The organism is Streptomyces sp. 3214.6, from assembly GCF_900129855.1.
Lineage (GTDB): Bacteria > Actinomycetota > Actinomycetes > Streptomycetales > Streptomycetaceae > Streptomyces > Streptomyces soliscabiei.
The window spans coordinates 6,572,048-6,590,308 of sequence record NZ_LT670819.1; the positions used below are offsets into that span (position 1 = coordinate 6,572,048).

Annotated in this window: 14 protein-coding genes; 12 read left to right on the forward strand and 2 right to left on the reverse strand. The window is 71.8% G+C overall.

The window, feature by feature from the left end; translation table 11 throughout:
• The first annotated feature begins 10 nt into the window (after positions 1–10).
• The 8 genes from B5557_RS29685 to B5557_RS29725 all read left to right on the forward strand — a co-directional run bounded on the left by B5557_RS29685 (position 11) and on the right by B5557_RS29725 (position 9,129).
• Positions 11–757, forward strand: coding sequence for a hypothetical protein (locus B5557_RS29685; protein ID WP_079662331.1), 747 nt, complete (start codon positions 11–13; stop codon positions 755–757).
• A 163-nt stretch (positions 758–920) separates the two neighbouring features.
• The gene (locus B5557_RS29690; protein WP_079662332.1) at positions 921–1,766 is read left to right on the forward strand and encodes a DegV family protein; all 846 of its coding nucleotides are present in this window, start codon (positions 921–923) and stop codon (positions 1,764–1,766) included.
• Between the two features lie 365 nt (positions 1,767–2,131).
• The gene (locus B5557_RS29700; RefSeq protein WP_443031283.1) at positions 2,132–3,139 is read left to right on the forward strand and encodes a helix-hairpin-helix domain-containing protein; all 1,008 of its coding nucleotides are present in this window, start codon (positions 2,132–2,134) and stop codon (positions 3,137–3,139) included.
• Positions 3,140–3,402: 263 nt separating this feature from the next.
• Positions 3,403–6,039 carry a ComEC/Rec2 family competence protein gene (locus B5557_RS29705; RefSeq protein WP_231976486.1) on the forward strand — a complete coding sequence of 879 codons (2,637 nt, stop codon included), beginning with the start codon at positions 3,403–3,405 and terminating at the stop codon, positions 6,037–6,039.
• A 192-nt stretch (positions 6,040–6,231) separates the two neighbouring features.
• The gene (locus tag B5557_RS29710) at positions 6,232–7,113 is read left to right on the forward strand and encodes a YceI family protein (protein ID WP_079662336.1); all 882 of its coding nucleotides are present in this window, start codon (positions 6,232–6,234) and stop codon (positions 7,111–7,113) included.
• Between the two features lie 266 nt (positions 7,114–7,379).
• Entirely contained in the window at positions 7,380–7,625 is a 246-nt protein-coding gene (locus B5557_RS29715) for a hypothetical protein (RefSeq protein ID WP_079662337.1), read from the forward strand.
• A gap of 51 nt (positions 7,626–7,676) precedes the next feature.
• Entirely contained in the window at positions 7,677–8,663 is a 987-nt protein-coding gene (gene holA / locus B5557_RS29720; RefSeq protein WP_180291666.1) for a DNA polymerase III subunit delta, read from the forward strand.
• A gap of 67 nt (positions 8,664–8,730) precedes the next feature.
• Entirely contained in the window at positions 8,731–9,129 is a 399-nt protein-coding gene (locus B5557_RS29725; RefSeq protein WP_079665079.1) for a nuclear transport factor 2 family protein, read from the forward strand.
• A 198-nt stretch (positions 9,130–9,327) separates the two neighbouring features.
• Here B5557_RS29725 and rpsT read toward each other — a convergent pair whose 3' ends face one another.
• A complete protein-coding gene (rpsT, locus tag B5557_RS29730) occupies positions 9,328–9,594 on the reverse strand; it encodes a 30S ribosomal protein S20 (RefSeq protein ID WP_020127768.1) in 267 nt (88 codons plus the stop codon).
• Between the two features lie 196 nt (positions 9,595–9,790).
• On the opposite strand from rpsT, the gene lepA reads away from it, so the two are divergent.
• The 4 genes from lepA (at position 9,791) to hemW (ending at position 17,311) form a co-directional block, all read left to right on the forward strand.
• Complete coding sequence (gene lepA, locus B5557_RS29735; RefSeq protein WP_079662338.1) at positions 9,791–11,659, forward strand: translation elongation factor 4; 1,869 nt, start codon at positions 9,791–9,793, stop codon at positions 11,657–11,659.
• A gap of 205 nt (positions 11,660–11,864) precedes the next feature.
• Positions 11,865–13,742: an AMP-dependent synthetase/ligase gene (locus tag B5557_RS29740; RefSeq protein ID WP_079662339.1), complete on the forward strand. Its 1,878-nt coding sequence runs from the start codon at positions 11,865–11,867 to the stop codon at positions 13,740–13,742.
• 201 nt (positions 13,743–13,943) lie between these two features.
• The gene (locus B5557_RS29750) at positions 13,944–16,025 is read left to right on the forward strand and encodes an ATP-binding SpoIIE family protein phosphatase (protein ID WP_099937338.1); all 2,082 of its coding nucleotides are present in this window, start codon (positions 13,944–13,946) and stop codon (positions 16,023–16,025) included.
• Positions 16,026–16,078: 53 nt separating this feature from the next.
• On the forward strand, positions 16,079–17,311 hold the full coding sequence (gene hemW / locus B5557_RS29755) for a radical SAM family heme chaperone HemW (RefSeq protein WP_079662340.1): 1,233 nt from the start codon (positions 16,079–16,081) through the stop codon (positions 17,309–17,311).
• Positions 17,312–17,419: 108 nt separating this feature from the next.
• Here the strand turns inward: hemW and B5557_RS29760 are convergent, their stop codons facing one another.
• Positions 17,420–18,241, reverse strand: a complete 822-nt coding sequence (locus B5557_RS29760; protein WP_079662341.1) for a DUF3097 domain-containing protein — start codon at positions 18,239–18,241, stop codon at positions 17,420–17,422.
• Positions 18,242–18,261 lie beyond the last annotated feature (20 nt).

Here is an 18,261-nt window from a genome sequence, read left to right on the forward strand (position 1 = left end):
GGAGGAGCTGGTGGAAGCAGTGATCACAGTCGTCGCCCTGCTCTTCGTGCTCTTCCTCGTGCTCGGCGCCTACGCCACGGTTAAGGTGATCGGCGCCGCCAAGCGAGGCGTCGACCGCACCATCACCCAGGCCCGCCGCACGGTCGAGGACCACACCCTGCGGGCCAAGTCCTTCGCCCAGCTCGGACCGGCCGGGGAGATCGCCCAGCTGCGGCTCAAGCTGCGCACGTCGATGCGGGCCACACAGGACGCGCTGCACGCGGGCGTCGCCGAGGACGCATCCCTCAAGGAGTCCCTCGGTCTCTTCCAGAGGCTCAGCGCGCACGGGCACGAACTGGACGACGAGCTCAAGCGCCTGGAGTCCGAGCCGGACCGGGCGAAGCTCACCGAGCGGCTGCCCTCACTGCGGGAGCGCACCGAGCGCATCACGTCATCGGCGGAGTCGCTGCGCTGGGCGGCCCGGGACCGGGCCCGCCGCTTCGCGGACGACGACCTCGACACCCTCAGCGCCCAGATAGACGTCGAGGCCGGTGCTCTGCGGCACTGGACCACAGCGGACTCCACCCAGACATCGCCGCCTTCGCCGCCGTCGTGGCCCGAGGCTCCGGCCGCCGACGGTGCGGCGGCCGGACAGACCTGGCCGGAGACACCCGGCGCACGCACCCCGGAGGAGCCGGCCCGGCCCGCCATCACTCCGCCCGGACCGCGGCCCACCTACCCGTGGCAGAAGAAGCCGCGCCCCGAGAGCACCACCTGACGCGGGACAGCGTGGCCGCTGATGCCTGCGAGGTCCCGATCGCGGGTGTGATCGGGTCCCAAGTCAGGTGCTGCTCGGCGGTGGCACTTGATTCGGTCAAGGGTCCAGCGGCTGCGAGGGGCCGGGCTGCCGCTCGGAGGCTACGCCAGGTAACCTCCAGGTCATGTCCCGCCATGTCGCGATCGTCACGGATTCAACGGCCTACCTGCCGCAACGGACGATGGAGCGTCACGGCATCACCTCGGTGCCCCTGACCGTCGTCCTCGGCGACCAGGCTCTTGAAGAGGGCAACGAGATCTCGACCCGCTCCCTCGCCCAGGCGCTGCAGAAGCGACGCCCCGTCACCACCTCACGCCCCAGCCCTCAGCTCTTCGCCGAGACGTACCGCAGAGTCGCCGACTCCGGAGCCACCGGCATTGTCTCCCTCCACCTCTCCGCCGAATTGTCCGGCACGTACGACGCGGCGGTCCTCGCGGCGCGTGAAGCGCCGGTGCCGGTGCGGGTGGTGGACACCGGCATGGTCGCGATGGCGTTGGGTTTCTGCGCGCTCTCGGCGGCCGAGGCCGCCGGGACGGGCGGCACGGTCGACGAGGCGGTCACCGCGGCGGAGAAGCGGGCCGCCGGCACCTCCGCCTATTTCTACGTCGACACCCTTGACTACCTGCGCCGCGGCGGCCGGATCGGCGCTGCCCAGGCCCTGTTGGGCTCGGCGCTCGCGGTGAAACCGCTGCTCCAGTTGGACGGGGGGCACATCGAGCTTCTGGAGAAGGTGCGGACCGCGTCGAAGGCCATCGCCCGCCTGGAGGAGCTCGTGGCCGACCGGGCGGGCAGCGCGCCGGTCGACATCGCCGTGCACCATCTCGCTGCTCCCGACCGGGCGGGCGCCCTCGCGGACCGTCTGCGGTCACGCGTGCCCGGGCTCGCCGACCTGCACGTGAGCGAGGTCGGTGCGGTGATCGGGGCGCACACCGGGCCGGGGTTGCTGGGCGTCGTGGTCTCGCCGCGCTGAGGCTGAGGTCGAGGGTTCCCGGCTTCCCTCACTCGTGCGGGTGGCGGAGTTATCCACAACGGGGCAGTTGTCCCCGGAAATTGAGCAAGATCATCGCGGTTCGGTGAAGTGTCCCATCCTCGTGGCATGGCACTTCGATCACGCTCACGCAGCACGAACGCGACCAGCGGTCCCGGCCGGGTCCCCGGCTCCGACGGCCGCTCCCATCGTCTCCGTTCATCCGGCGGCGGCCCTGCGGGACACCGTCATGCCTCGGCGGAGCAGAACCGCCGCCGGGCTCAGGCGCTGTTCGCCCAACGGGCCCGGGAGCAAGGGGAGTCGGGGATGGGCCGCCGGGCGCGCCGAGGACGTCCGATGCGCCCGGTGTGGGGAAGGGCGACGTGGGGGAGGGCGGTGTGAGTGGGGGTGAGGGCGAGAGGCATGTCGTCGCTGCCGACGACGGCCCCCACGCGTACGACCGTGATCGTGACGTCGACGGCGACCGGGATGTCGGGCGTGGGCTCGGGCGTGGGCTCGGGCATGGGCGGGGGCGCGACGACGACGGTGACGTCGATCGCGGTCTCGGTCTCGGTCTCGGTCTCGGTCTCGACGAGGCTCGTGAGGGGGTGCCTCCTCGTGCCGCTCGGCTCTGGCAGGAGCGGGCCGGGCTGGCTCTGCGGGAGCGGATGCCGGTGTGGCTGCAGACGCGTTGCGGCCTGGAACGCAAAAGCGTGCTCGCACTCACGGTGCTACTGGTCGCCGCGGCCGCATTCGCCGTACAGCACTTCTGGGTCGGCCGGGTTCAGCCGGTAAGGGCTCCGGAGGTGGTGCGAGCCGCTGCCCCTTATGAGGCGGGTGAGCGGAGCCAGGCTGCGGAGCCGGCCGCTTCTGTCGGTTCGGTCGGTCCGCCGGGTACGGCGAGTACGGCCGGGGCCGAGATCGTGGTGGACGTCAGCGGCAAGGTGCGGAAGCCCGGGATCCACCGACTTCCGGCCGGTTCACGGGTGGTCGACGCGTTGGGTGCGGCCGGTGGAGTGCGACCGGGGACCAACACCGACGGTCTCAACCGCGCCCGTTTCCTCGTGGACGGGGAGCAGGTCGTCGTCGGCGGACCCGCGCCGCCCGGGGCCGCCGGGGCGGGAGCGGGGGCTGGGCCGGGAGCGGCGGGTGCTGCAGGTGCCGGCATGGGAGCCGGGCCCTCGGTCCCTGTCTCCCTCAACACGGCGACCGTGGATCAACTCGACAGCCTGCCCGGCGTGGGACCCGTGTTGGCGCAGCACATCGTCGACTACCGCGCCCAGCACGGCGGTTTCCGGTCGGTGGACGAACTGCGCGAGGTCAACGGCATCGGCGAGCGGCGCTTCGCCGACCTGCGGAACCTCGTGCGGCCATGAGGGGAGAAGACGCTGCGCGCACCGGGCCTGGGACGGGGCACAGCGAGGACGCCGAGGTCACCGGTGCCCGAGCCGGACGTGACTCCCGCACCCGCCAAGCCGTGCACGCAGCTTCAGGAAAGCGACTGGGCGATGCCAACCCGCGTCAGGAAGGGCCGGTGGATCTACGGCTCGTGCCACCCGCGCTCGCGGCCTGGGCGACGGCGGCGCTGACCTTGGACGCGCCACCCGCGCTGGTGGCCGGCGTCGTGACCGTCTGCCTCATGACAGCCGGCGTCCTTCTCGTCGTGGCGCGGCGGGGAGCTGGGCGCACCGAACGGTGGACCCCACGACGTGGGGCGGGTCATGGGGTGGGACGTGCTGTAGGTCAGGGCACGGGTCGTGGCGTGGGCAGTCCGCGGCCTCCGGGTGTTCGGGCCGTTGGCGGCCGGACGGCCTGGCCTTGTGTCACGGTCGCCGCGTCGCTGCTCTGCGTGGCCGCGGCTGCCGCGTCCGCCGGGCTGCACGGGGCGGATCTGCGCCGCGGACCGGTGCCGGCGTTGGCGCGGGAGTACGCGACCGTCACCGCCGAGGTGGAGATCACCTCCGACCCACGGCTCACCCGGCCCAGAGTCAGAGGGGACCATGTGACGCCGGACTCCGTCCTGATCAACGGGGAGGTGCGCAGAGTCGAAGAGGTGCTGCCCAGTGGCGCCGGAGCGGTCCGGGCGGCGGTGGCGACGCGGGCCCCTGTGCTGGTGCTCGTGGACGTCGGATCGCGCTGGGGCACGGGCGGGCAGCCTGCGGCGCTCGGTGGGCGGGAGCCGTCCGGCGTGGGGCGGGAGCCGTCCGGCGTTGGACGTGCGGCCTCCGGCATTGGGCGTGCGGCATCCGGTGGCTCGGGGGTGCCCGACGGTGGGGGTGTGGGGGCCGGCGGCCGGGCCGTGTCCGGCGGTGTGCGGGGTTCCGGAGTGAAGCCTGGGGCGGGGTCGTGGCTTGGGCTGTTGCCGTCCGCCCGGGTGCGGGTGACCGGGCGGTTGGCGCCCGCGTTGGCCGGCGGGGACCGGATCGCGGCTGTGCTGCGGGTACGGGACCGTGCGGTGCCGTCCGTCGTGCGTGAACCGTCGGCCGTACAGCGGCTGGCGGGGCGGTTGCGGGCGGGACTGCGGGCGGCCACCGAAGGACTGCCCGAGGACGCCAGGGCGTTGCTGCCGGGGCTGGTCGTCGGGGACACCTCGCGGATCACGCCCGAACTGGACGAGGCCTTCAAGGAGACGGATCTGGCCCACACCCTGGCCGTTTCCGGGAGCAACCTCACGATCATCCTCGCCCTGCTCCTCGGCCCACCCGGGCTGGCCCAGCAGGTCGAACGTCGCGGTCTGGCGCCTCGCCTCGGCGTCCCCCTGCGAGCGACGGCACTGCTGGGCGGAGCGCTCACGCTCGGATTCGTTGTCGTGTGCCGTCCCGACCCGAGTGTGCTGCGTGCCGCGGCCTGCGGAGCGATCGTGCTGCTCGCCCTGGCGACCGGCCGCCGCAGATCCCTCATCCCGGCGCTGGCGACAGCGGTGCTGCTGCTCGTGCTGTACGACCCTTGGCTGGCCCGGAGTTACGGGTTCCTGCTGTCCGTCCTGGCCACCGGGGCCTTGCTGACGCTGGCGCCGCGGTGGAGTGCCGCGCTGCGACGGCATCGGGTGCCCCCGCGGCTCGCGGAGGCCCTGGCGGCCGCGGGAGCCGCGCAGGCGCTGTGTGCGCCGGTGGTCGCGCTGTTGTCGGCGCGGGTGAGCCTGGTGGCGGTGCCCTGCAATCTCCTTGTGGAGTTCGCGGTCGCCCCGGCGACGGTGCTGGGCTTCGCGGTGCTGGCGACGGCGCCCGTGGCGATGCCGGTGGCCAAGGCGCTGGCGTGGTACGCGAGTTGGCCCGCCGGGTGGATCGCGGGCGTGGCGCGGACCGGGGCGGCGCTGCCCGGCGGGGGAGTGGACTGGCCCGGGAGCTGGGGCGGTGCCCTGTTGCTCGCCCTGGTCACCGCCGGGGTCGTGCTGCTGGGGCGGCGACTGCTCGGGCACCCGTGGCTGTGCGGGGTCTGCGGGGTGCTGTTTCTGCTCGCGGTGGTCCAGCCGCCGCCGCTGACCCGGGTGTTGACGGGTTGGCCGCCGCCGGGCTGGCGGTTGGCGATGTGCGATGTCGGGCAGGGGGACGCGACTGTCCTCGCGGCGGGCGAGGGAACCGGCGTGGTGGTGGACGCCGGGCCGGATCCGACGCTGGTCGACCATTGCCTGCACACGCTCGGGATCACCCGGGTGCCGCTCGTCGTCCTCACCCACTTCCACGCCGACCACGTGGCCGGACTACCGGGGGTGCTGCGGGGCCGGGCGGTGGGAGCGATCGAGACGACGGGGTTCGAGGAGCCCGTGGACCAGGTGGAATTCGTACGGAAGGAGGCGGAGGCGTGGGACGTTCCCGTGATGCGGGCGGTGGCCGGGGAGCGGCGGCGGCTCGGTGCTCTCGACTGGCAGGTGCTGTGGCCGCCACCGCGCCCGGCGCCGGAACCGGACGGGCCGAACGACGCGAGCGTGACACTGCTCGTGCGGTCGGCCGGGCTGCGGATGCTGCTGCTCGGTGACCTCGAACCCCCGGCCCAGCAGGCGCTGTTGCGTTCCCCGGCGGCCGCGTTGCTGCACGGAGTGGACGTGCTGAAGGTGGCCCACCACGGCTCGGCCTACCAGGACCCCGACCTCATACGCGCGGCGTCCCCACGGCTGGCACTGATCTCGTGTGGTGCGGACAATCCGTACGGGCACCCGGCGCCCAGTACGGTCGCGGCGCTGCGCGCGGGAGGGGCGGCGGTGATGCGGACCGACCGGGACGGGGCGCTGGCGGTCGTCGCGGGCACGGGCGGGGAGGTGCGGGTGGCGCGAGACTGAGGGCATGAATCCCGCCCAGACCGAGGACGGCGTTTGGACGGGTGGATTCCGGTCATGCGGGGCTACTTGTGCGTAGTACCAGCACATCTGCTGGTTTCCCGTGATGTGGGCGTGTCTTGCCTCGAAAGCCGCATCAGTGATCGAATACCTCTTCGACAACAAGTGGTGTCAAGTCGCGCAGAGGTGTCGTGGATGTTGGGCCGTTGGCTGGGAAACCGTACGAACCGGGTGCAGCGGACGAGTCCTCTCGCTGCGGTCCACACCCCGGCGAACGCCGGAGTGCTGAGTTGCCGGGTGCTCGACCCGGTCAACGAGCCGGTGCCACACGCGGAGTTCGCGGTGAGCGATGCGATGGGACGCAAGGTCGTCAGCGGCGGCATGGACCCCTTCGGGGCGTTCATGACGACGGTCCCGGCGGGGGAGTACCGGCTCGCGGTGTCCGCCGAGGGATACACGCCCTATCGGGCGACCGCGACGGTCGGGGAGAATGCGCTGGCCCAGCTCGGTGATGTGACGCTGCAGGTCGCGCGGCCGCCGGAGTTGCCGGCGCCGGGGGACTGGGAGATCGAGGCGACGCATTCCTCGATCGGGTTCACGGCGCGGCACATCGGGCTCGCCCGGATCCACGGGCGGTTCAACGCGTTCGCGGGGGCGGTGCGGATCGCCGAGCAGGTGGAGCAGTCGGCGATGCACGTGGTGATCGACGCGGCGTCCATCGACACGAACGTCAGGATGCGGGACGACCATCTGCGGTCGGCGGACTTTCTGGACGTCGAGCGGTTTCCGACGCTCGAGTTCTACAGCGAGCGGTTCGTGCACAAGGGCGGCAGCCGGTGGGCCGTCACCGGGGCGCTGTCGCTGCACGGGGTGACGCGGACGGTCACGCTGGACGCGGAGTACCTCGGGCTCGGCAACGGCATGGGCGGCGAGGTGCGGGCGGCCTGCCGGGCGCGGACCGAGCTGCACCGGGACGACTTCACCGTCAGTTGGCAGTCGATGCTGGCGCGGGGCATCGCGGTGGTCGGACCGAGCATTCGCATCGAACTGGACGTGCAGATCGTCCAGAAGGCCTGACCCACAGCCGGCAGCCCGCACACCCACAGCCCGCGGCCTGCGTACCCGCGGCCTGCGTACCCGCGGCCTGCGTACCCGCGGCCTGCGTACCCGCGGCCTGCGTACCCGCGGCCTGCGTACCCGCAGCCGGCAGCCCGCACGCCCGCAGCCCGCATGCTCGCCGACCCGCTCCTGTCCCCTGCCCGCCTACGCGGGCCGCCGTTCCCCCTCCCCCCTGACTGCCGACCCGGCCGTCAGCGCCTGCGCGTGTGCCGGAAAATGGGTGGGTGAGTGATGTGAGACATGTGTTGGTGCTGCCCGATCGTGATGCCGCGCAGGAGGCGGCTCAGGAGCTGGCCGAGCGGTTCGGGGTGCGCGAGGAGCCGCAGATCGTCCGGGACGCCCTGGCGGGGGAGGACGACGCGGAGGACGCGCAGTGGCTGGTCGTGCTGCGGGACGAGGACGGCCGGCTCGACGCGGAGGAGCTGGACGCGTTCGCGGGCGAGTGGGAGGGCTGGCGCGAGGAGCCGTAGGGGAGACGCTCGCGGGCCGCGTTGTCAGTGGCCCGTGCCATGCTTGTCGCAATGGCCAGGAAGACTGCGAATGACGACCCTCTCGCCTCGGTGACGCTCGCCGTGGGCCAGGAGGACCTCCTGCTCGACCGTGCCGTGCAGGAGGTGGTGGCCGCCGCCCGGGCCGCCGACGCCGACACGGACGTACGTGACCTGACCTCGGACCAGCTGCAACCCGGCACCCTCGCCGAGCTGACCAGCCCGTCGCTCTTCGCGGAGCGCAAGGTCGTGGTCGTACGCAACGCGCAGGACCTGTCCGCCGACACGGTCAAGGACGTCAAGGCGTACCTCGGAGCGCCCGCCGAGGAGATCACGCTGGTGCTGCTGCACGCCGGCGGGGTCAAGGGCAAGGGGCTGCTGGACGCCGCGCGCAAGGCGGGGGCGCGCGAGGTGGCCTGCCCGAAGATGACCAAGCCGGCGGACCGGCTGGCCTTCGTCAGACAGGAGTTCCGGGCGACCGGGAGGTCGGCCACGCCCGAGGCCTGCCAGGCGCTCGTCGACGCCATCGGCAGCGATCTGCGGGAGCTGGCCTCGGCGGTCTCCCAGCTGGTCGCCGATGTCGAGGGGACCATCGACGAGGCGATCGTCGGGCGGTACTACACCGGACGGGCCGAGGCATCGAGTTTCACCGTCGCCGACCGGGCGGTGGAGGGACGTGCGGCGGAGGCGCTGGAGGCGCTGCGCTGGTCGCTGGCCACCGGCGTCGCGCCCGTGTTGATCACCAGTGCGCTCGCCCAGGGCGTGCGGGCGATCGGGAAGCTGTCGTCCGCGCGCGGCGGCCGGCCGGCCGACCTCGCGCGGGAGCTGGGCATGCCGCCGTGGAAGATCGACCGGGTGCGGCAGCAGATGCGGGGGTGGACGCCGGACGGGGTGTCCGTCGCGCTGCGGGCGGTGGCCGAGGCGGACGCGGGAGTGAAGGGCGGGGGCGATGATCCCGAGTACGCCCTGGAGAAGGCCGTCGTGGCGATCGCGCGCGCGGCCCGCTCCGCAGGACGGTAGACACCGCGGGGAGGAGAATCGTGCGCATCGGCCGTCTGTCGCCGAACACGGAAAGGTGGCGATCACCGTGGCTGAACACCCGCACGCCAAGCTCGTTCGCGAGGGCTACGAGGCCTTCCAGCGGGGAGACATGGACACGCTGCGCGGGCTGATGACCGGAGACTGTACGCACCACGTACCCGGCTCGCACCCGCTCTCGGGGGACTACAAGGGGATCGACTCGGTCCTCAACGACTACTACGGCCGACTGTCCTCCGAGACGGGTGGCTCGTTCCGGGTCGAGCTGCTCAACCTGTTCGTCGACGGCCGTGGGCACGTCATGTCCATGCACCGCTTCACCGCGGATCGGGGCTCCAAGCACATAGAGGAGAACGGCGGCATCGTCTTCCGGATCGTCGGGGACAAGATCAGCGACCTCGACGAGTGCCTGGAGGACATGGACAGGGCCAACGACTTCTGGTCGTGACCGGCATGCCGAAGGCCCCGGTCGGCTCCACCCTGGGGAAGGGCGAGGGACCGGGGCCTTCGGGTCACGCTGATCAAGCTGGTGAGCCCGTACCCGCGTGGCGAACGCAGGCCGCGTACAGGCTCGGGGGTGCCGGACGGGAGCGGATGAGAGAGGGCCCGCTCTGGGTCCTTCCGGCGATCAGATCAGATAAGGGGTTCAGCCCTTGAGGGTCTCGACCTTGGAAGCAAGCGCCGACTTCTTGTTGGCGGCCTGGTTCTTGTGGATGACGCCCTTCGAGACGGCCTTGTCGAGCTGACGCGCGGCAGCGCGCTGGTACTCGGTGGCCTTCTCGACGTCACCCGCGGCAGCAGCCTCACGGGCCTTGCGGATCGCGGTCTTCAGGGAGGACTTGACGGCCTTGTTGCGCAGCCGAGCCTTCTCGTTGGTCTTGATCCGCTTGATCTGGGACTTGATGTTCGCCACGAAGTAAGCCTCTTCTATTTCAGGTTTCCGATGTGCCCCGCGCTGAGAGGGCATGAGACACAGCTGCCCAGACTACCAGCGGCCCCGTGAGTGGCCCAAACCGGTCCCCGGTCGCCGCCCGTGGGACCATGGAGCCTACGTATCGATCCGACCCGAGCCGCTGACCCTGCGGATATCTCAAGAATCAGGACCCTGCGTGCCCGCGACCCCTAAGAATGTGCCCGAGCCGAGCCGTACCGACCCGGCTCTGCTCCGCAATTTCTGCATCATCGCGCACATCGACCACGGCAAGTCCACGCTCGCCGACCGGATGCTCCAGCTGACCGGCGTGGTCGAGCAGCGGCAGATGCGTGCTCAGTACCTCGACCGGATGGACATCGAGCGCGAGCGCGGCATCACGATCAAGTCCCAGGCGGTGCGTCTGCCCTGGGCTCCGACCCACGAGCCCGGCAACACGCACATCCTCAACATGATCGACACCCCGGGGCACGTCGACTTCACGTACGAGGTCTCGCGGTCGCTCGCGGCCTGCGAGGGGACCGTCCTCCTCGTCGACGCCGCCCAGGGCATCGAGGCCCAGACCCTCGCCAACCTCTACCTGGCGATGGAGAACGACCTCACGATCATCCCCGTGCTGAACAAGATCGACCTGCCGGCCGCGCAGCCCGAGAAGTTCGCCGAGGAGCTCGCGAACCTCGTCGGCTGCGACCCGACCGACGTGCTGCGGGTGTCCGCCAAGACGGGTCTCGGCGTCGACGCGCTGCTCGACAAGGTCGTCAAGGAGATCCCCGCGCCGGTCGGTGTCGCCGACGCCCCCGCCCGCGCGATGATCTTCGACTCGGTCTACGACTCCTACCGCGGTGTCGTGACGTACGTCCGTGTCATCGACGGGCAGCTCAACAAGCGCGAGCGCATCAGGATGATGTCGACCGGCGCGACCCACGAGCTGCTGGAGATCGGCACCAACTCGCCCGAGATGCTCTCGGCCGACGGCCTCGGCGTCGGCGAGGTGGGCTATCTGATCACCGGCGTGAAGGACGTCCGCCAGTCGAAGGTCGGTGACACCGTCACCAGCCAGGCGAAGGGCGCGACTCAGGCCCTCGGCGGCTACAAGGACCCGAAGCCGATGGTCTTCTCCGGTCTGTATCCGCTGGACGGCTCCGACTACCCCGAGCTGCGCGAGGCCCTCGACAAGCTGCAGCTCAACGATGCCGCGCTGGTCTACGAGCCGGAGACCTCCGCCGCCCTCGGCTTCGGTTTCCGCGTCGGCTTCCTGGGTCTGCTGCACCTCGACGTGATCCGTGAGCGGCTGGAGCGCGAGTTCGGCCTCGACCTCATCGCCACCGCGCCGAACGTGGTCTACCGCGTCCTCATGGAGGACGGCAGCGAGCACGTCGTCACCAACCCGAGCGAGTTCCCCGAGGGGAAGATCTCGGAGGTGTACGAGCCGGTCGTGCGCGCCACGATCCTCGCGCCGTCGGAGTTCATCGGCTCGATCATGGAGCTGTGCCAGACCCGGCGCGGCACCCTGCTCGGCATGGACTACCTCTCCGAGGACCGCGTCGAGATCCGCTACACGCTGCCCCTCGCGGAGATCGTCTTCGACTTCTTCGACCAGCTGAAGTCCAAGACCCGCGGCTACGCGTCGCTGGACTACGAGCCCACCGGCGAGCAGACCTCCAGCCTGGTCAAGGTCGACATCCTGCTGCACGGCGACAAGGTGGACGCGTTCTCCGCGATCACCCACAAGGACGCCGCGTACGCCTACGGGGTGCGGCTCGTCGCCAAGCTGCGCGAGCTCATCCCGCGGCAGGCCTTCGAGGTGCCCATCCAGGCGGCCATCGGCTCCCGGGTCATCGCCCGCGAGACCATCCGCGCCATCCGCAAGGACGTCCTCGCCAAGTGCTACGGCGGTGACATCTCCCGGAAGCGGAAGCTGCTGGAGAAGCAGAAGGAAGGCAAGAAGCGGATGAAGATGGTGGGTTCCGTGGAGGTTCCGCAGGAGGCCTTCATCGCCGTCCTGAGTAGCGACGACAACGCGAGCTCGGGCAAGGGCAAGAAATAGCCACCATGGACGCCGATTTCCGGGGCCCGTCGCGCGAAAGCGTGACGGGCCCCGTGTCCGTGTCCAGGGGAAAGTGACCCTCTGTGGCCCCTTACGCCCGGGCCGGTCGGCCTCTACTCTGTCCCTGCCCGATAGTTACTCGCGAGTTAAACAAGCCAGCCGTTTAACCAAGCCAGCCGCATCGCCGCGGGCCCCGGAGGATGTCGTGAGCGACACACAGACCCTGATCGAGAACCGTCCGCCGTCCGTCGCGGGCCTCTTCCTGGAGCGCGTGGCGAGCACGCCCGACGCGGAGGCATACCGGTACCCGGTGCCGGCCGCGTCCGGTGAGGGCCCCGACGACTGGAAGTCGCTGAGCTGGGCGCAGACCGCCGAGCGGGTCTACGCGATCGCGGCCGGCCTCATCGAACTGGGCGTACAGCCGGAGCAGCGCGTCGCGCTCGCCTCCTCCACCCGGCTGGAGTGGATCCTCGCCGACCTCGGCATCATGTGCGCCGGGGCCGCCACGACCACCGTCTATCCGCAGACCAACGCGGACGAGTCGGCGTTCATCCTCTCGGACTCCGAGAGCAGGGTCCTGATCGCCGAGGACGCCGCCCAGCTCGCCAAGGCCGTCGAGAAGCGCGCCGAGCTGCCCGCCCTCACCCATATGGTCGTGATCGACCCGGCGGGCGTCGAGACCGCCGAGGACTGGATCCTCACCCTCGACGAGCTGGAGAAGCGCGGCGCGGCCCGGCTGGAGAAGGACGCCGGGCTGATCAAGGAGCGGGTGGCCGCGATCGCCTCCGACCAGCTCGCCACGCTCATCTACACCTCCGGCACCACCGGCCGGCCCAAGGGCGTCCGCCTCCCGCACGACAACTGGTCGTACATGGCGAAGGCGATCGCCGCGACCGGGCTGATCAGCGGCGAGGACGTGCAGTACCTGTGGCTGCCGCTGGCGCACGTCTTCGGCAAGGTCCTCACCTCCGGCCAGATCGAGGTCGGTCACGTCACCGCCGTCGACGGCCGCGTCGACAAGATCATCGAGAACCTGCCGGTCGTCCAGCCGACGTACATGGCCGCCGTGCCGCGCATCTTCGAGAAGGTCTACAACGGGGTCGCCGCCAAGGCCCGCGCGGGCGGCGGGGCCAAGTACAAGATCTTCCAGTGGGCCGCCGAGGTTGCCCGGGAGTACGCCAAGGAGGCGCAGGACAACTTCAGGCGCACCGGCACGGCCTCCGTCCCCTTCGGGCTGGGCGCCAAGCACAAGGTCGCCGACGCGCTCGTCTACGCCAAGATCCGCCATGCCTTCGGCGGAAGGCTGCGCGCGTGCGTCTCCGGGTCGGCGGCCCTCTCCCCGGAGATCGGCTACTTCTTCTCCGGCGCCGGCATCCACATCCTGGAGGGCTACGGCCTGACGGAGTCCTCCGCCGCTTCCTTCGTCAACCCGGGCGAGGCCTACCGCACCGGCACGGTCGGCAAGCCGCTGCCCGGCACCGAGGTGCGCATCGCCGACGACGGCGAGATCCTGCTGCGCGGCCCCGGCATCATGGAGGGCTACCACGGGCTGCCCGAGAAGACCGTGGAGGTCCTGGAGGCCGACGGCTGGTTCCACACCGGCGACATCGGCGAGCTCTCGCCCGACGGCTACCTGCGCATCACCGACCGCAAGAAGGACCTCATCAAAACGTCCGGCGGCAAGTACATCGCGCCCGCGGAGGTCGAGGGACAGTTCAAGGCGGTGTGCCCGTACGTCTCCAACATCCTCGTGCACGGCGCCGACCGGAACTTCTGCACCGCGCTCATCGCGCTGGACGAGCCGTCGATCCTCGACTGGGCGAAGGAGAACGGGCTGGCCGGAAAGTCGTACGCGGACGTCGTCGCCGCGCCCGCGACGATCGAGCTGATCGACGGCTATGTCAAGCAGCTCAACGAGGGCCTCCAGCGCTGGCAGACCATCAAGAAGTTCCGGCTGCTGCCCCGGGACCTCGACGTCGAGCACGGCGAGATCACGCCGAGCCTGAAGCTGAAGCGGCCCGTCGTGGAGCGGGAGTACAAGCACCTCATCGACGACATGTACGCCGGAGCGCGCGAGGCGTAGCGCGGGCGCGCGGTATCGAGGGGCGGAGCGCGCATGCTCGGATTCCGCCCCTCAACCGCCCCTCTTCGAGCACGCGCGTACACATGTGTACACACGCGTAGCACGGTTCTCTCCCAGGACGGCCGAGTTCGGTAACCCAGCGCTCATGGCCGAGATCGGTCTGTCACCCTGTGGGCATCCAAACCGTCCGGGGAGCTGCGCATGGGGGCCATTCCGACGCAACGGGAGACAGCCTCCCGGGCCGGCGGCGCGCCCGCGCGTCCGGGCGGGCTCCCGCACACCCGCGCGAACCTGGCCGGCAGTCCCCTCGCGCCCGGCGCCGCCCGCGACCTGGTCCGCGCCGCGCTGACGGAGTGGGCCGGCCTCGGCCTGCCGGGCGGCGAGGAACTCGACGAGCGTCTCGCGCAGGACGCCACGCTCGTCGTCAGCGAACTCGTCACCAACGCAGTCGTGCACGCCGGAACCGACGTCGAGCTGGGGTGCCGGCTGGAGGAGGAGCCCGGGCACCCCGGCGGCCGGCTCGCGGTCGTCGTCGAGGTCTGCGACCACCACCCCTCCCGCGCCCCACGCGACGACGGCGCCCCCGAACCGCCGTACGAGACACCGGAGTACGGCCGCGGGCTGCGCATAGTCGCCGGGCTCGCCGACGCCTGGGGGGTGACGTACCGCAGGGGGACGAAGACGGTCTGGGCCCGCCTCCTGCCGAGCGCCGCGCCCTACGACATCGACCTCGACGCCCTCGGCGACGACCCCTTCGACCCCGACCAAAACCACTACGAGCACCATGCGAACCACTCGGATCACGCGAACCACACGGACCACTCGGACCACTCGGACCACTCGGACCACTCGGACCACTCGGACCACTCGGAGCATCCGGATCACTCCGACCGCTGCGGCGAGCGCTCGGACGGCTTCCTCCGCCCCGCCCCGGGGCTCCTCGAAGCCCTCGCGCCCGAGCCTCGGCAGCCGGTCGGCCGCCGGGACCGGGAGTGGCTCAACCGGGGCGCGCTGTCCTTCCTCGCCGAGGCCTCCGACCTGCTCGCCGGACAGCTCGACGAGGACCTGGTGGCCGCGCTGACCGGACAGTTGCTCGTGCCGCGGCTCGCCGACTGGTGCGCGGTGTGGCTGGAGGACGAGGTCAGCGGGCGCGGCGAGTGGACCGGCGGGCCGGGGCCGCGGCTGGCCCGCGTCTGGCACGGCAGCGAGAACCTCATCGAGGACCTGCGCCGGGCCCTGGAGAAGGACCCGCCGTGTCCGCCGTGTCCGCCGGACGGCGGGCCGCGCTCCGGGCCCGAACTGTTTCCCTGGCCCGGCGCGGCGCTCGGCGGACCGGGCGCGGCCCTCGCGTACCGGCTGATCGCGGGCGGCCGTCCGCTGGGCACCCTGGTCATCGGGCGGGCCGGGCTGCTCGTCTTCCCCGACGAGGTCACCGGGCTCGTCGAGGACCTGGGCCGGCGGGTGGCGCTCGCCATCGGCGCGGCCCGCCAGTACGCCCGCCAGGTCACCATCAGCGCCGTACTGCAGCGCGGGCTGCTGCCCGGCGCGGTCGCGGAGATCCCCGGGGTGCGCAGTGCCCTCGTCTACGAGCCGCGTGAACAGGGCGGCCCGAGCGGCGACTTCTACGACCTGTTCCCGGCGGGCGACGGCCGCTGGTGCTTCGCGATCGGCGACGTCCAGGGCAAGGGCCCGGAGGCGGCCGTCGTCATCGGCCTGGCCCGGCCCTGGCTGCGGCTGCTGGCCCGCGAGGGGTACGGCGTCGCCGACGTCCTGGACCGCCTCAACCAGCTCCTCCTCGACGACGCGACGGAGGCCGCCGACGCCGCCGCCCGCGCCTTCGTCGGCCCCGCCGGACCGGGCGACGGCCCGCAGACCCGCTTCCTCTCCCTCCTCTACGGCGAACTGGCCCCCTTCGAGGGCGGCGTCCGCTGCACCCTCGCCTCCGCCGGACACCCGCTGCCGCTGCTGCTGGGCCCGGACGGCTCGGTCGCCACGGCCGCACACCCGCAGACGCTGCTCGGGGTCATCGAGGACGTCACGTACACCAGCGACAGCCTGGAGCTGCGGACCGGGGACAGCCTGCTGTGCGTCACCGACGGGGTGACGGAGCGGCGCTCGGGCTCCCGCCAGTTCGACGACGAGGACGGACTGGCCGTCGCGCTCGCGGGCTGCGCCGGCCTGGACGCCGAGCTGATCGCGGAACGCATCCGACAACTGGTGCACGAGTTCGGGGACCTACCCCCGGAGGACGACCTGGCCCTACTGGTCCTCCAGGCCGACTAGGCGGGGCAGGCGGGATAGTCGGGGGCCGTGTGGGGGTGCGGGACAATGGGCGTATGCCTTCCGCACTCCCCGATGGCGAACCGGTCCCCGGCGACGGCGCGCTTCCGGCGCACGCGCTCGCCGGCGCCGCCGACCGCCCCCTCGGGTTCTATCTGCACGTCCCCTACTGCGCGACCCGCTGCGGGTACTGCGACTTCAACACCTACACCGCCACCGAGCTGCGCGGCACCGGCGGTGTCCTCGCCTCCCGCGACAACTACGCCGACACCCTGATCGACGAGGTCCGCCTCGCCCGCAAGGTCCTCGGCGACGACCCGCGCGAGGTCCGCACGGTCTTCGTGGGAGGCGGCACACCGACGCTGCTGGCCGCGTCCGACCTCGTACGGATGCTGGGCGCGATCCGCGACGAGTTCGGCCTCGCGGCGGACGCGGAGGTGACGACGGAGGCGAACCCGGAGTCCGTCGACCCCGCCTATCTCGCCACTCTCCGCGAGGGCGGTTTCAACCGGATCTCCTTCGGCATGCAGAGCGCGAAGCAGCATGTGCTGAAGGTCCTCGACCGCACGCACACCCCCGGCCGGCCCGAGGCGTGCGTGGCGGAGGCGCGGGCCGCGGGCTTCGACCATGTCAACCTGGACCTGATCTACGGCACCCCGGGCGAGTCGGACGACGACTGGCGGGCCTCGCTGGACGCGGCGCTGGGCGCGGGCCCCGACCACGTCTCGGCGTACGCGCTGATCGTCGAGGAGGGCACGCAGCTCGCCCGCCGGATCCGCCGCGGCGAGGTCCCGATGACCGACGACGACGTGCACGCCGACCGCTATCTGATCGCGGACGAGGTGATGTCGGCCGCGGGCTACGACTGGTACGAGGTCTCCAACTGGGCCACCTCCGAGGCGGGCCGCTGTCTGCACAACGAGCTGTACTGGCGGGGCGCCGACTGGTGGGGCGCGGGGCCGGGGGCGCACTCGCACGTCGGCGGGGTCCGCTGGTGGAACGTGAAGCATCCGGGCGCGTACGCGGCTGCTCTCGCGGGCGGCCGCTCGCCGGGCGCCGGACGTGAGCTCCTGTCCGACGAGGACCGGCGCGTGGAGCGGATCCTGCTGGAGCTGCGGCTGAGGGAGGGGGTTCCGCTGACACTGCTGCGGGAGGCGGGGCTCGCTGCCGCGGGCCGGGCGCTCACGGACGGACTGCTGCAGCAGGGGCCGTACGACGAGGGGCGGGCCGCGCTGACCCTGCGGGGCCGGTTGCTGGCGGACGCGGTGGTGCGGGACCTGGTGGACTGAGGGTTTCGCCCCCGCCGCCCCTTCCCGTCCCGACCCCGGGGGCTGCCGCCCCCGGACCCCCGCTTTTCGGCCTGGACGGCCTCGTCCTCAAGCGCCGGACGGGCTGCCTCAAGCGCCGGACGGGCTGGTGGCAGTCACGAAGTCGATCAGTTCCTCCACCCTGCCGAGCAGCTCCGGCTCCAGGTCCTTGTACGAGGTCACCCGTTTCAGGATGGCCTGCCACACCGCCCCGGTGTTGTCCGACGGCCAGCCCAGGGCCCGGCACACGCCGGTCTTCCAGTCCTGGCCGTGCGGGACGCGCGGCCACCCCGGGATCCCCAGCGTCGCCGGCTTCACCGCCTCCCAGATGTCGATGTACGGGTGGCCGACGACCAGGGCGTGCCCGCTCGTGACCGACCGGGCGATGCGCCACTCCTTCGTGCCGGGCACGAGGTGGTCCACGAGGACGCCCAGCCTGGCGTCCGGGCCGGGGGCGAACTCGGCGACGATCGACGGCAGGTCGTCCACGCCCTCCAGGTACTCCACGACCACGCCCTCGACGCGCAGGTCGTCGCCCCACACCTTCTCGACCAGCTCGGCGTCGTGCCGGCCCTCGACGTAGATGCGCCCGGCGCGGGCGACCCGCGCGCGTGCGCCCGGTACCGCGACCGAACCGGAGGCGGTACGGGTGGGACGTACGGGCCCGGCGGACGGCGGTCTCACGAGGGTCACCACCCGGCCCTCCAGCAGGAAGCCGCGCGGCTCCAGCGGGAACACCCGGTGCTTGCCGAAGCGGTCCTCCAGGGTGACCGTTCCCGCCTCGCAGCGGATCACCGCGCCGCAGAACCCGGTGCCGGGCTCCTCCACCACCAGGCCGGGCTCCGCCGGGACCTCGGGGACGGGCTTCGGCTTCTTCCAGGGAGGGGTCAGGTCGGCGGAGTACTGGCGCATTCGGATGACGATAGGAGAAG

What these genes read in the sequence shown, in the direction of transcription:
- hemW (WP_079662340.1), top strand. Translation starts at nt 16,079, where the DNA reads ATGCCTTCCGCACTCCCCGATGGCGAACCGGTCCCCGGCGACGGCGCG.
- B5557_RS29690 (WP_079662332.1), top strand. Translation starts at nt 921, where the DNA reads ATGTCCCGCCATGTCGCGATCGTCACGGATTCAACGGCCTACCTGCCG.
- holA (WP_180291666.1), top strand. Translation starts at nt 7,677, where the DNA reads ATGGCCAGGAAGACTGCGAATGACGACCCTCTCGCCTCGGTGACGCTC.
- B5557_RS29705 (WP_231976486.1), top strand. Translation starts at nt 3,403, where the DNA reads ATGACAGCCGGCGTCCTTCTCGTCGTGGCGCGGCGGGGAGCTGGGCGC.
- B5557_RS29760 (WP_079662341.1), bottom strand. Translation starts at nt 18,241, where the DNA reads ATGCGCCAGTACTCCGCCGACCTGACCCCTCCCTGGAAGAAGCCGAAG.
- B5557_RS29710 (WP_079662336.1), top strand. Translation starts at nt 6,232, where the DNA reads ATGTTGGGCCGTTGGCTGGGAAACCGTACGAACCGGGTGCAGCGGACG.
- B5557_RS29750 (WP_099937338.1), top strand. Translation starts at nt 13,944, where the DNA reads ATGGGGGCCATTCCGACGCAACGGGAGACAGCCTCCCGGGCCGGCGGC.